The following is a 12,474-nucleotide window of genomic DNA, read 5'->3' as shown; positions in this document are numbered from 1 at the left end:
GTCGTCAGCTCAGCGGCAGAAAGCGCCCGCCCAGAACCAGCTGATCAAGCCAAAACACTTGATGCAACAGCACGATGACCCAGAACACCAACTGGTACGAGACCTTGCGTGTCTTGTGCCGAAACAGCTGCTGGGCCAACAGTGCCCCAGGCCAGCCACCGAGCAGCTCACCGGCATGCAACACCTTCTCGGGTGTGCGCCAGGCGCCACTGCGTGCCTGGTGCTTGTCTTGCCAGTACAGCAACAGGGTGATCAGGCTCATCGCCGGATAGACCCCCAGTGGCAGCCAGGATTGCCCGCTCCAGGCCATCTGCGCGGCGCCTGCCAGCGGCAGCAGACACAACAAACCCAGCGCCATCAGCTTCAGGCGTACATTGCGTACGCCCTCCTCCCTTGCCGTTTGCACCCGGGCCATGTCAGCCGTGCGCCGTCGACCAGTCGACCCAGCCAAATTGCCAGGTCGCCAGGATCAGCAGGCCAAAGACGATGCGGTACCAGGCGAACACGGCATAGCTGTGGTTGGCGATGAACTTGAGCAGCGCGCGCACGGCGATCATGGCGAAGATGAACGACGTCACGAAGCCGATGGCGAACACTGGCAAGTCGCTCGGCTCGAACAGGTGGCGGTACTTGTAGCCCGAGTACACCGCCGCGCCAACCATGGTCGGCATCGCCAGGAAGAACGAGAACTCGGTGGCGGCCTTGCGCGACAAGCCGAACAGCAGGCCGCCGATAATGGTCGAGCCGGAGCGCGAGGTGCCCGGGATCATCGCCAGGCACTGAATGAAGCCAATCTTCAGTGCATGCGACCAGCGCATGTCGTCGACATGGTCGACTTCCACGCGGTGCGTGCGGCGTTCAGCCCACAGCATGATCACACCACCGACCACCAGGGCCGCCGCCACCGTGATCGGGTTGAACAGGTATTCATGGATCAGGTCGGCGAACAGCACGCCCAGCACCACGGCAGGCATGAACGCCAGCAGCAGGTTGGCGGTAAAGCGCCGCGCCGCGGGTTGGCTGCTCAGGCCGAACACCACATCGAGGATCTTGCGTCGGAATTCCCACACTACCGCCAGAATTGCCGCCAGCTGGATGATGATGTTGAAAGCCATGGCCCGTTCGCCACCGAAGCCGATCAGGTCGGCCACGATGATCTGGTGGCCGGTACTGGAGATCGGCAAGAACTCCGTGAGCCCTTCGACCACGCCTAAGATGATTGCCTGGAAGGCAGTCCAAAAATCCATCATTCCCCCGGTTGGAGCGCTGCTGGTTGCAGGCTCCTTGTTCTTGATTTGCTTGTGATTGCCGCACGCGGCGCGGCATTTTTACAGCGACTGCAGGGACCAATGCCAGCAGAAAAGTTCAGCCAGCCTAAAGGTTTCATCTTGCGCGGCCGAAATCCTAGCAAAGCGGCATGGCAATCGCTTGCCCGGCATGTTGCAGACTAGACGGCAACTAGCACTTAGCCATTAGTCGGGTAGGTCGCCAGCGCCAAAGCATGCTTCGATGCACATCAATAAAAAGAACAATGCGGGAGTGCCGTTCATGAAGACCTTGAGGTCGATGTCCATCAGTCGCCGTTTGTGGCTGATTCTGCTGGTAGCCGTGGCGATGCTGGTGATGCTCGGCCTGCTGATGCTGCGCCAGATCCATGGCGACCTGTACCAGGCCAAAGCCGAAAAGACCCGCCATGTGGTGCAGACCGCGGCCGGGGTGCTGGCCTACTATCACGGCCTTGAAGCCGCCGGTACACTCAGCCGCGAAAGCGCGCAGCAACAGGCCCTGCAGGTCGTGCGGGCGCTGCGCTATGACCAGAACGACTACTTCTGGATCAACGACCTCGGGCCGAAGATGATCATGCACCCGGCCAACTCCAAGCTCGACGGCCAGGACCTCTCGGCCATTCGCGACCCAGACGGTTTTGCCGTGTTCACCGAAATGGTCACGCTCGCCCGCAACCAGGGCGCAGGCCCGGTCAACTATCGCTGGCCCAAACCCGGCGCCAGCGACCCTGTGGCCAAGACTTCGTACATCCAACTGTTCAAGCCGTGGGGCTGGATCATCGGCTCTGGCGTCTATATCGACGACGTCCAGGTCGAGTTCGCTCGCCAGTTGCGCGATGCCTCACTGGTCGGCCTGGGGATCGCCCTGCTAATGGCGCTGGTGGTCATGCTCATCGCCCGCAGTATCGCCCAACCGTTGCAGGAAGCAGTGCAGGCCATGGGCAACATCGCCAGTGGTGAAAGCGACCTGACCCGGCGCCTGGACACCCATGGCCGCGACGAAATCACTTACCTGGGCGAACACTTCAACCGCTTCAACGGTAAATTGCAGGGTGTGGTCGGCCAACTGCAAGGCGCGGCGCATTCATTGGCGCAGTCTGCTGGCCGGGTCGGTGACAACGCCGGCGCCGCGCAACAGCACAGCGCCCAACAGTCGATGCAGATGGACCAGGTGGCGACGGCGATCAACGAAGTGACCTATGCGGTGCAGGACGTGGCCAAGACCGCCGAACAGGCCGCTGGCGAAATGCGTACGGCGCAGCAGCAGGTGGAGCATGGCCAGCAGGCCATTCAGGGCAGCCTGCAACAGATCGATCGGCTCTCTGCGACCATCGAGCAAGCCGTCCAGGTGATCCGCGACCTGGCCGGGCACAGCACCCGGATCGGCGGCGTACTGGAGGTGATCCGTTCCATCGCCGAGCAGACCAACCTCCTTGCGCTCAATGCCGCCATCGAAGCCGCGCGCGCCGGCGAACAGGGCCGCGGCTTCGCGGTGGTCGCCGACGAAGTACGCTTGCTGGCCCAGCGCAGTGCGCAGTCCACAGCCGAAATCAACACCATGATCGAGCACCTGCAAGGGCAGTCGGACGCGGCAGTAAAAGCCATCGACACCAGCAGTGAAGCTTCGCGCCAGACCGTCGAACAGGCCCGCGAAGCCGGTGTTAGCCTTGATGCCATTAGCCAGGTGCTGCACAACCTCACCGCACTCAATGCCTCTATTGCCAGCGCCACCCTGCAGCAGTCGCATGTGGTCGAAGAGATCAACCGCAATGTGCTGGATACTGCCGGTTTGTCGCAGCAGACCGCCGAGGCGGCGCGCCAATCCAGCGATGCCGGGATGGCACTGGGACAGTTGAGCCAGGAGCTGGAGCATCTGCTGAGGCAATTCCGCGTCTGAGCAGGGGCCTGCACGGAACTGTTACCCACGTTGCTCACGCGCTACAATCGCGGCCCTTCCCCTGCCCAAGGATCGCCGATGTCCGGCCTCGAACTCATCGCTGCCGTGCTCGGCGTCACCGCAGTATGGCTGACCGTCAAGCAGAACGCCTGGTGCTGGCCGATCGGCCTGGTGATGGTGCTTATATATGGCTGGCTGTTCTACGAGGTGAAGCTGTATTCGGGGATGTTGCTACAAGTCGCCTACGCCGTGTTGCAGCTCTACGGCTGGTGGCAGTGGAAGCGCCCGGACCGCAGCGAAGATGCTCGCGTGGTGTCGCGCCTGTCGCCCCAGGCTGTGTTCAGCGGCTTGGCTGCGGGGCTGGCGCTCAGCGTCGCGCTTGGCGCGGCCATGGCCCACTGGACCGATGCCGCCCTGCCCTGGCTGGACGCCACGCTAACCGGTTTCAGCCTGGTCGCGCAGCTGTGGATGGCACAGAAACGCGTTCAATGCTGGCCGCTATGGGTGGTGGTGGATGTGGCTTATGTCGGCCAGTACCTGCATCAGCAGCTGTTCTTCACGGCGGGCTTCTTCGCCGTGCTTACCCTGATCGCCGTGCGTGGCTGGCTGGAATGGCGACGTGACCCGGCCTTGCGGGCCGGCAAGGTGCAGGCATGAAGGTTGTGGTACTGTGCGGCCCCGAGTCCAGCGGCAAAAGCTGGCTCAGTGGCGAAATCCAGGCGCATTTCGGCGGCGTGGTGGTGAGCGAGTATGTGCGCCACTTCATTGACCAGGCGTGCCGCGATACCTGCTACGCCGATATCACCCCCATCGCCCGCGGCCAGCTGGCCTGGGAGGACCAGGCCCGCGAGCAGGCTCCGCACTTGCTGATCCTCGACACCCACTTGCTCAGCAACATGCTCTGGAGCCGCGCACTGTTCCAGGATTGCCCAGCTTGGCTTGAGCAGGCCTTGCTATCTCGTCAATACGACCTGCACCTGTTGCTCAGCCCTCACGGGGTAAACTGGGTAGCCGACCCTCAGCGCTGCCAGCCGGCTCTGGCAGATCGTCAAAGGTTTTTCGATGACAGCCTGCAATGGCTGCAACACAACCAGCAAAATCTGCAAATCATTGACGGCGATTGGCCTCAACGCAGCGCGGCCGCCTTGCAGGCCGTACAACGTCTACTGCAGGGAAAAACACCAGACTGCGCCACTGAGTGTTAAGCCCATGACACACCTCCCTACGCCTTGACCCCCGTATTTGCGCGCTCCCCCACCGATTCCGGGGCGAGTGTCACGCCAGTGATACAGCGCTGAAAAAAGCACCTCGGGCAGCGTCTATACCGGGCAAAACGGCGATTCGCGCAAAATCTGTCTCAGCACTGATACAACAACTTCAGTCTGCATTCATCCAGATTCTGCAAGCCGTTGAATGCAAAGCATTATCCAAAAGCGGCACGCCTCCTGCTCTCCTCCTCGCAACGCTGCACCTGGCCAGCGCTCGAAGAAGGAATAGCCATCATGAGGAAACGGGACAAAAGCATCGCTCGCCTCCTGCTGGTCGGTTGCGCATTGAGCACCGGCTTGAGCCTGTCAGCCCACGCCGCCGATGGCATCATCGTAATCACCCGCGATGTGCAACCGCGCATGGCCATCCGTGCGCCCCTGGCACCTGACCCCTACCCCACCACCGCCAATGCCAACCCGTCCGCTTACGTGATCAAGCAAACCAACGAGCTGAGTGATGGTGACTTCGCCAACATCACCAGCGGTACGGGCATTTCCTCGCTGATCACCCAGCAGACCGACAACCTCGGCGGCAATATCAGCAACCAGAACCAGTTGCCGAACATGGCGGCAGGCCGGGGCACGGGGTCCGGCAATGGCATTTCCAACATGGTCAACTCCAGCGTCCAGCGCGGCCTCGCGCCTCTGCAGATCCTGACCGGAGGCAAATGAGATGAGGCAGACGCTGTTTATCCTCGCCACGTTGTGCAGTGCATCGGCCCTCGCCCAATCCCCCGTTCCAGTGATCAATAACGCCAGCATCGACAATTCTGGCGCGCGATATCAAGGCAACTTCAGCGTCAACCAGGCGGCGGGCGACCAGCAGCAGCAAGCCAACGCCCGAGCCATCGCCACCGGCCACGAGGCGGCCGCCAGCACGCAGATCCGCCAACGCCAGCTGTCCATCGTCGATCCCAACATGGGGGCCAGCGCCAGTATCCAGGGCGATGCCTTCAGTCATGGCAGCGGCGCACTGGGCGTCAACCAGAGCGCAGGCGCCAGTACCCAGCAGGCAAACGCCCTGCGCATCAGCCTCAGTACACAACCGCAAAGCATTGATGACAGCGTCCTGCTGCAACAGAACGTGGCGCTGATCAACAGCTCGGATCCAACTGATACCTCTCCCGGCTATCGCCAGGTCACCACCGGTGACCAGGCATTCACCGGCAGCCGCGGGGTCATCCAGTTGAATCAGAGCGCCGGGGTGGGCAACCAGACGGCAAACACCCTGAGCGTACGGGTCGCCAATTGACCCGATAAAGGTAAGAACAACACTTAACCTAAAGAAGACGGAGAAACACCATGAAACCTTCGATGGCAATCAAGCCTCTGGTTTTCGCAATTGCTGCGGTCATGGCTGTTGCTGCACAAGCGGATCAGAACGATAGACGAGGCGGCCACGGCCACAATAACCACAACAACCACCGGCAGATGGATCGGGCGGTTTACACCTCTGCCGAAGCCACTGCCTCTGACTCCCAACGGAGCACTGGCAACTCCATCCGCAACGAAGGCACCATCAACGAAGCCGAAATGAGCAGCTCCGGGACCGGTGCCAGCGGCAACGTCGGGGTCAACGTGGCAGCCGGTAACGGCAACCAGCAGGACAACGCCGCGGCAATCGCCAACACCTCGTCCGACAACGCCGATATCGACAACAGCTTCGTCTTCGGCACCGCCACCGCCAGTGCCGATGTTATCCAGCGCAGCAACAACAACGTCGTCAACAACTGGTCGACTCAAAGCTCCGCAGTCATGAGTGGTTCGGCTGATGGCGCCAGCGGCAACATTGGTATCAACGTGGCTGGTGGCGACTTGAACCAGCAGAAAAATACCATGGCCATTGCCAACAATGCCGCGGCCATCGGTAACTCTAGCGCTACTGCTTCGGCCGACCAGAATGGACCTGGCCTGGAAGTGAACAACCGTGCTGACCGCACCTACACCATCGACACGCTGACCTTCACCACCTCGAAAAGTGGCTCGTCCTCGCGTAGCGGTGCGTACGATGCCAGCGTCGACAAGAGCTCCAGTTCGAGCTTCAGCGTAGCCGGTTCGCAAAGCAGCAACGCCAGCGGGTCGAAGAGCAGCAGCTCCAGCGGTTCGAGCAGCATGACCGCCAGCGGTTCCAACAGCAGCAGCGCCAGTGGCACCAACAGCATGACCGCCAGTGGTTCCAACAGCTGGGATGCCAGTGGTTCGGCTAGCCGTGACCACAGCTCTTCGTCCAACACTACGCTGAGCGCTTCGCTCGATGCAGATGCCAATGGCAGTGCATCGTCGTCGCAAACCTTCGGCAACTTCACTCGTTCGCGCAGCTCCGACTTCGACGCATCGCTCAGTGCAAACCTCGATGCATCGATCGACCGTTCGCACGAGTCGGCCAGCAACTCGTCGTTCGACAAGTCCTTCGACTCGTCCTTCGACAAGGCGTATGACTCTTCGTATGACCGTACCCGCGATTCGTCCTATGACAAGGCGCGCGATACTTCCTACGAGAAGGCACACGACTCTGCATGGGAAAAAGCCAGCGCTTCGGACTACGCGAAATCCGGCGAGAAAGCATCCGAATCTTCGGACTCGATCTCGAAGAGCTTCAGCGAGTCTAGCGAGTATGCGCTGAGCAACACTGTGTCGTTCCAAGTGCTGACCCCAACCGGCTGGGCCAACCCTGTGACCAACACCGCCACCCTGAGTGGTTCGGTGAACGGCGGCAGCGGCAACCTGGGCGTCAACGTGGCAGCAGGTGTGGGCAACCAGCAAAGCAACTCGCTGGCCATCTCCAACACCTCGATGTAACACCTGCGGCCTGGAGGCCCCCTTCGGGGGGCCTCTTTCTAACAAGAAAAAGCAGGGGGGCGTCGAACATGCGCATTATCGCCTTGGCGTTTTTGCTGTGCATGGCCAGTGTCAGCGAAGCAGCCCAGATGCCGTTGTCCGTCCTGCCGGGTGGTGCGGTGATCTACAAGCCCATCCAGAGCATCCGCGAGCGCAAGTTCGCCGACCTGGTCCAGCAGAAGACCGACTTCAGTTGCGGCGCGGCCTCGCTGGCAACCATTCTGCGCCAAGCCTATTGGCTGGATGTAGACGAACATCAGGTGATCGAAGGCATGCTCGAACATGCCAACCAGGACCTGGTGCGTACTCAAGGCTTCTCGATGCTCGACATGAAGCGCTACGTCGAAAGCCTGGGCATGCGCGCACGCGGCTACAAGGTTGCACCAGATACATTGCACAGCATCCGCATACCCGTGGTCGTGCTAATGGACATCCGCGGCTACAAACACTTCGTGGTCATGCAGAAAGTCGACAAAGGCTGGGTGTACATCGGTGATCCGGTGCTCGGCCACAAACGCTTCAAGCTCGATGATTTCGTCAAAGGCTGGAACGGCATCATCTTTGCCGTAATCGGCCAAGGGTACGACAAGGCCAACGCCCTGCTCGACCCGCCGTTGCCGCTGAGCGCCAAGAATCGCATCAGCAACTTCACCCCGGTGCAGGACGCCGAGTTGATGGACTTCGGTTTCATTCAAAGCGACTTCTTCTAAATGACGACAGTGGGCAAGACGCTCCGGGAGCACCCCATGAAGACTTCAATCTGGCTGGCCACCCTTTGCCTGGCCGCCAGCCTGCCGACCCAGGCACAGACGTTCAAACCTATAGAACTGAAGGATCAGGAGCTGGACGCCTTGCGCGGGCGCTACGTGCTCCCCGGGCGGATCGTCAGCTTCGGCATCGTCATGACCAGCACTTGGCAAAATGCCAATGGTGAAGTGATCGGTGCGACCTCGGCGATGCAGGTTCAGCAAAACACCATCAAACCGCAGTTCTATGTGTCGATGATCAACGAAAAAGGCATCGGCGCACGGCAGCAAAGCCAGGGCACCGGTACGGTAATTGGTGGCAGCGGGCTCAATACTACCGAAGGCGTCACACAGGTGGTGCGGGCCGCCGGGGATTACAACACCGCTTACAACGACGTCGGCATCAATGTCACCAAGGGCAATGAAGCGCCCGCCACACAACCGCAGGGCCAGGCCCTGGCGGCAGGCACGACGCTGGTCGGCGCCAATGGTGCAGGTTCGCTCAGCGTTACCGCCAGCGGTACCGGTGTTCAACTGGGCATCGTCGCCAACAACAACCAGGGCAGCACCTTGCAACGTCTGGGTCAAGGCGGCCTGATGCAGAACACCACCTTGCTCGGCGCCAGCAACCAGGTGCGCAACCTGACCCAGCTCAATGTCGTGCTGCGCGATGCCCCGGCCACGGCTGGCTCGATGAATGCCAACCTCGATCAACTCAAAGGCCTTCGCAATCCGGGATACTGATCTACGCTCAGTCTCATCGCACAAGTAGTCAGAAGGGACGGCTAATCCATGCACCGTTTGTTGACGTTCAGAGCTATCGTTTGTTTGACAACCCTGGCCCCGGCCACTCTGCTACAGGCGGCAACCGACCCTCAGGTCGAAGCACTCAAACAGGAGCTGATTGCGCTTAAGGAGCGCTACGAAGCACAGCAAAACGCATTGATGGTGCTGGAACAACGGCTGCGACAGGTGGAGGAAGCCCCACCGGCACCCGCGCCCAAGCGTCTGACCAAGTCGCCCGCCGAGGGTGTCAAGGGTGGCCAGACGGTCGCCGCCGGCGCACCTGGTACCACAGGCAGTTCCTACGGCCAATCGCTGCAGGACGATTCTGAACCGGCACAAAGCGTTTCCAACCTGTACGACGAAGCCAGCGGCTTCTTCGGCGGCGGCAAGTTCAGTGTCGAAACCGGCCTGACCTATACCCACTATGACACCCGCGCCCTGACCCTCAACGGCTTCCTGGCGCTCGACTCGATTTTCCTAGGCAACATCAACATCGACCGCATCAAGGCCGACAACTGGACGCTGGACCTCACGGCGCGCTACAACGTCGACCAACGCTGGCAGTTCGATATCAACGTACCGATCGTTTATCGCGAGTCGACCTACTCTTCCGGGGGCGCCGGTGGTGCGGCCGGGGTGAGCTCGGACGGCACGGTGACCCGCGACCCGACCATCGGTGACGTCAACTTTGGGGTGGCCTACAAGTTCATCGACGAATCGGAGAACTGGCCGGATGCAGTGGCTACCCTGCGGGTGAAGGCGCCGACCGGCAAAGACCCCTATGGGATCAAATTGGTCCAGGTGGCCGGCAACGATAACCTGGCCATCCCTGAAGACCTCCCGACCGGCAACGGTGTGTGGGCGATCACGCCAGGTATCTCACTGGTCAAGACCTTCGACCCAGCCGTGCTGTTCGGCAGTCTGTCCTACACCTACAACATGGAGGACTCGTTCAGCGACATCAGCCCGCAAGTCAACACCAAGGTGCCGGGTGACGTGAAACTGGGCGACTCCTGGCAGATCGGCGGCGGCATCGCGTTCGCCCTGAACGAAAAAATGAGTATGTCGTTCTCGGTTACCGACCAGTTCTCACGCAAGAGCAAGATCAAACCCGATGGCGGTGACTGGCAGTCGATCACCAACAGCGACTACAACGCTGCCAACTTCAACATCGGCATGACCTTCGCGGCCTCCAACAACCTGACCATCGTGCCCAATCTGTCCATCGGCTTGACCGATGATGCACCGGACTTTTCCTTCAGCCTGAAGTTCCCCTACTACTTCTAACCTCCTGAAAGCCGGGCCCACAGCGGGCTCGGCTTTTGGTAACAGTCCTTGTAGCCGACCGCTTTCCTGGACCCAGCCTGTTATCATCGCGCATAGATATGTGACGGTTTAACGGCAATTAAGGAAAGTTTTCGTGAAAAACCTGCTTGGCCATCCGCCTGCCCGACTCGTCGCCCTGGTGACCCTGGTGCTGGTGATTCCCCTGGCTGCGCGCGCCCTGCTGGGTTGGTCCAACCCGTTGGGCTACGTCTCCGACCTCGCCATTGGCGGGCTGCTGGTTGTGATGCTGCACCGTCGACCCTGGTGGCTGGCCTTGCCTGTGCTACTGGCATGGGCCGCATTGTGGGTAGCGTCCGCCGAACTGGTCAGCGCTGTCGGCCGCCTGCCGAACAGTGCCGACCTGGGTTACCTGTTCGATCCACAGTTCATGGAAAACTCCACCGGCGGCGGCCTGGCCCATGCCTGGCTGCCCTGGATGATGGGCGCAGGATTACTGGCCTGGGCGATGGCGTCCAGGGGCAGTCAGGCCCAGCGTGGCACTCCACTGGGGTTCAAGGCCGTGGCCTGTACGCTTGCACTGTTCGGCGTGCACTGGGGCAGCCAATACCTGGCGCCGTCCGATGCCGACCAATGGCGGCAGTACAACCTCCCCCACCAACTCCTGTCCGCTGGCGTCACCGACCTGCAGCAGCGTGCCTCGGACTGGGCCGGTCAAACGCAACCGATCAAGGCGCTACCCAGCGCCGGGCTGACCCAGGCCGACCTGCATGGCCAGAAACTGCTGGGCGCACCTGGCAGCGCACGCAATCTGCTGGTGATTGCCGTCGAAGGCATTCCCGGCGCTTATGTACGCCCCAACCGTCAGGCGTTGCACAGCCGCTTTGATGAAGACCTGATGCCCAACCTCAGCCGCTGGGCCGAACGCGGCATGAACACCCCCGACTACGTGCTGCATACCCACCAGACCATCCGTGGCCTGTACGCCATGCTCTGCGGCGACTACGACAAATTGGCCAATGGCACGCCAAAAGGCATGGAGCTGCTCACCCAGCAGCAACGCAACCAGGCCTGCTTGCCAGCGCAGCTGCGCGAAGCAGGCTTTAGCACGCATTACCTGCAAGGCGCAGGTCTGCGCTTCATGGCGAAAGACCGAATCATGCCGCATATCGGCTTCGATTCGGTGCATGGTCTGGAGTGGTTCAGCAATGAAAATTACCTGGAATTTCCTTGGGGCAAGGATGACCGGGCATTCTTCGACGGCGCACTGGAGTACGTCGGCCAGCTCAGGCAGCAAGCGCGTCCCTGGATGCTCACGCTCCTGACCGTTGGCACCCACCAGCCGTATTCTGCGCCCACCGAATACCTGGAACGCTACGACACGGCCAAACAGGCAGCGGTGGCGTACCTGGATGATGCGATTGGCGCGTTCCTCGACACCCTGGAGCGCCAGGGCGTGCTCAAGGATACGCTGGTGGTGGTGACTTCGGATGAGTCCCACGGTATCGACGGCGTGCGGCTGGCGTCATCCTGGGGCTTCAACCTGACCCTGGCGCCCGAGCAGGCGCAACTGCCACACATCAAGCAGGGCACCTATGGCCACGTGGACCTGGCCAACTCCCTGCTCGATTACTTTGCCTTGCCGATACCGGTGGCGCTGGCCGGGCGCTCGATGTTCCGCGATTACGACACGGGCCGGGAGATGATCTCCTACACCAACGGTATGCTGCGCTATCACGACGGCCAGGGGGTGTTCACCGAATGCGACTTCCAACAGCGCTGCCGCCGGTATGCCAGCGAAGGGTTCATTGCCGACCAGGCCAAGTACCTCGGCCCCGGTGACCGCAGCCTCGGCCCACAGCTCACGGCCCTCGCCGGTGTGCTTGACCAATCACTTCTGCAAACCCCGCTGAACCTGCGATACCAGTTCGGCGGTCCCTCTGCCATCCAGCTGCAGGCACAGATACGTGATGACTGGGCCGATAACCTGATTGGCGCGCAGTACATGGAGATGCCCGAAGGCACACGCACGCGGGTACGGGTCAAGGTACGCGCACTCGATCCGCAACACGCCGCCTATATCCAGCTCAAGGCCAAGGAACGGGAACAGGACGTGCCGCTGGGGTTGCCCGAGGAGATCCGAGTGACCACCGAAGAGCCGCTGGAAATGGAGTTCGGCTTCGATAACCCGACGGTACGCAAGGCGTTTTCCTTCCACTTGCTGGGATATGGCGGCGGCGAGGTGGAGGTCAGTGATTTCAGCGTCATAACGGCGTTGCCGGATGAGGAGGAAACCGTTGAGCCATTGTCGGACGGGCACATTGCCCAGTCGAGCTGACCAATGGCCGGTGCCGCCTCTGCTCGGGGCG

The 12,474-nt window shown here is 61.2% G+C and carries 12 protein-coding genes and 1 pseudogene; 11 read left to right on the top strand and 2 right to left on the bottom strand.

The features are described 5' to 3' along the window. Positions 1-4 precede the first annotated feature (4 nt). On the bottom strand, positions 5-415 hold the full coding sequence (locus ACZ6YA_RS13195) for a DUF1294 domain-containing protein (protein WP_465897565.1): 411 nt from the start codon (positions 413-415) through the stop codon (positions 5-7). Between the two features lies 1 nt (position 416). Continuing rightward, positions 417-1,247, bottom strand: a complete 831-nt coding sequence (locus ACZ6YA_RS13190) for an undecaprenyl-diphosphate phosphatase (RefSeq protein WP_465897564.1) — start codon at positions 1,245-1,247, stop codon at positions 417-419. Between the two features lie 262 nt (positions 1,248-1,509). Here ACZ6YA_RS13190 and ACZ6YA_RS13185 point away from each other — a divergent pair. The 11 genes and pseudogenes from ACZ6YA_RS13185 to ACZ6YA_RS13135 all read left to right on the top strand — a co-directional run. Continuing rightward, positions 1,510-2,310, top strand: a pseudogene (locus tag ACZ6YA_RS13185) (cache domain-containing protein); the annotation flags it as partial. Between the two features lie 132 nt (positions 2,311-2,442). Continuing rightward, complete coding sequence (locus ACZ6YA_RS13180) at positions 2,443-3,183, top strand: methyl-accepting chemotaxis protein (protein ID WP_465897666.1); 741 nt, start codon at positions 2,443-2,445, stop codon at positions 3,181-3,183. A gap of 78 nt (positions 3,184-3,261) precedes the next feature. Continuing rightward, positions 3,262-3,840 carry a nicotinamide riboside transporter PnuC gene (gene pnuC / locus ACZ6YA_RS13175; RefSeq protein ID WP_465897563.1) on the top strand — a complete coding sequence of 193 codons (579 nt, stop codon included), beginning with the start codon at positions 3,262-3,264 and terminating at the stop codon, positions 3,838-3,840. Further along, positions 3,837-4,388 (top strand): AAA family ATPase, encoded by a 552-nt coding sequence (locus ACZ6YA_RS13170; RefSeq protein WP_465897562.1) that lies wholly within the window; start codon positions 3,837-3,839, stop codon positions 4,386-4,388. Before pnuC ends, ACZ6YA_RS13170 begins: the two co-directional genes overlap by 4 nt. Positions 4,389-4,685: 297 nt before the next feature. Then, entirely contained in the window at positions 4,686-5,123 is a 438-nt protein-coding gene (locus tag ACZ6YA_RS13165) for a hypothetical protein (protein ID WP_465897561.1), read from the top strand. A gap of 1 nt (position 5,124) precedes the next feature. Further along, positions 5,125-5,703: an adhesin gene (locus ACZ6YA_RS13160; RefSeq protein WP_465897560.1), complete on the top strand. Its 579-nt coding sequence runs from the start codon at positions 5,125-5,127 to the stop codon at positions 5,701-5,703. A 50-nt stretch (positions 5,704-5,753) separates the two neighbouring features. Continuing rightward, positions 5,754-7,250 (top strand): heme utilization protein, encoded by a 1,497-nt coding sequence (locus tag ACZ6YA_RS13155; RefSeq protein ID WP_465897559.1) that lies wholly within the window; start codon positions 5,754-5,756, stop codon positions 7,248-7,250. Positions 7,251-7,318: 68 nt separating this feature from the next. After that, a complete protein-coding gene (locus ACZ6YA_RS13150; RefSeq protein ID WP_465897557.1) occupies positions 7,319-7,999 on the top strand; it encodes a C39 family peptidase in 681 nt (226 codons plus the stop codon). Positions 8,000-8,035: 36 nt separating this feature from the next. Next, entirely contained in the window at positions 8,036-8,779 is a 744-nt protein-coding gene (locus tag ACZ6YA_RS13145; protein WP_465897556.1) for a hypothetical protein, read from the top strand. Positions 8,780-8,827: 48 nt separating this feature from the next. Next, positions 8,828-10,108, top strand: a complete 1,281-nt coding sequence (locus ACZ6YA_RS13140) for a coiled-coil domain-containing protein (RefSeq protein WP_465897555.1) — start codon at positions 8,828-8,830, stop codon at positions 10,106-10,108. A 133-nt stretch (positions 10,109-10,241) separates the two neighbouring features. Further along, positions 10,242-12,443 (top strand): LTA synthase family protein, encoded by a 2,202-nt coding sequence (locus tag ACZ6YA_RS13135; RefSeq protein WP_465897554.1) that lies wholly within the window; start codon positions 10,242-10,244, stop codon positions 12,441-12,443. Positions 12,444-12,474: the final 31 nt, after the last annotated feature.

This window comes from Pseudomonas sp. NPDC090752 (assembly GCF_055584805.1).
The sequence above is the reverse complement of the archived record's forward strand: the minus strand, read 5'-3'. Positions and strand labels throughout refer to the sequence as shown.

Excerpts from the sequence above, each read along its gene's own strand:
- ACZ6YA_RS13195 (WP_465897565.1), bottom strand. The coding sequence starts at position 415 with ATGGCCCGGGTGCAAACGGCAAGGGAGGAGGGCGTACGCAATGTACGC.
- ACZ6YA_RS13190 (WP_465897564.1), bottom strand. The coding sequence starts at position 1,247 with ATGGATTTTTGGACTGCCTTCCAGGCAATCATCTTAGGCGTGGTCGAA.
- ACZ6YA_RS13180 (WP_465897666.1), top strand. The coding sequence starts at position 2,443 with ATGCAGATGGACCAGGTGGCGACGGCGATCAACGAAGTGACCTATGCG.
- pnuC (WP_465897563.1), top strand. The coding sequence starts at position 3,262 with ATGTCCGGCCTCGAACTCATCGCTGCCGTGCTCGGCGTCACCGCAGTA.
- ACZ6YA_RS13170 (WP_465897562.1), top strand. The coding sequence starts at position 3,837 with ATGAAGGTTGTGGTACTGTGCGGCCCCGAGTCCAGCGGCAAAAGCTGG.
- ACZ6YA_RS13165 (WP_465897561.1), top strand. The coding sequence starts at position 4,686 with ATGAGGAAACGGGACAAAAGCATCGCTCGCCTCCTGCTGGTCGGTTGC.
- ACZ6YA_RS13160 (WP_465897560.1), top strand. The coding sequence starts at position 5,125 with ATGAGGCAGACGCTGTTTATCCTCGCCACGTTGTGCAGTGCATCGGCC.
- ACZ6YA_RS13155 (WP_465897559.1), top strand. The coding sequence starts at position 5,754 with ATGAAACCTTCGATGGCAATCAAGCCTCTGGTTTTCGCAATTGCTGCG.
- ACZ6YA_RS13150 (WP_465897557.1), top strand. The coding sequence starts at position 7,319 with ATGCGCATTATCGCCTTGGCGTTTTTGCTGTGCATGGCCAGTGTCAGC.
- ACZ6YA_RS13145 (WP_465897556.1), top strand. The coding sequence starts at position 8,036 with ATGAAGACTTCAATCTGGCTGGCCACCCTTTGCCTGGCCGCCAGCCTG.
- ACZ6YA_RS13140 (WP_465897555.1), top strand. The coding sequence starts at position 8,828 with ATGCACCGTTTGTTGACGTTCAGAGCTATCGTTTGTTTGACAACCCTG.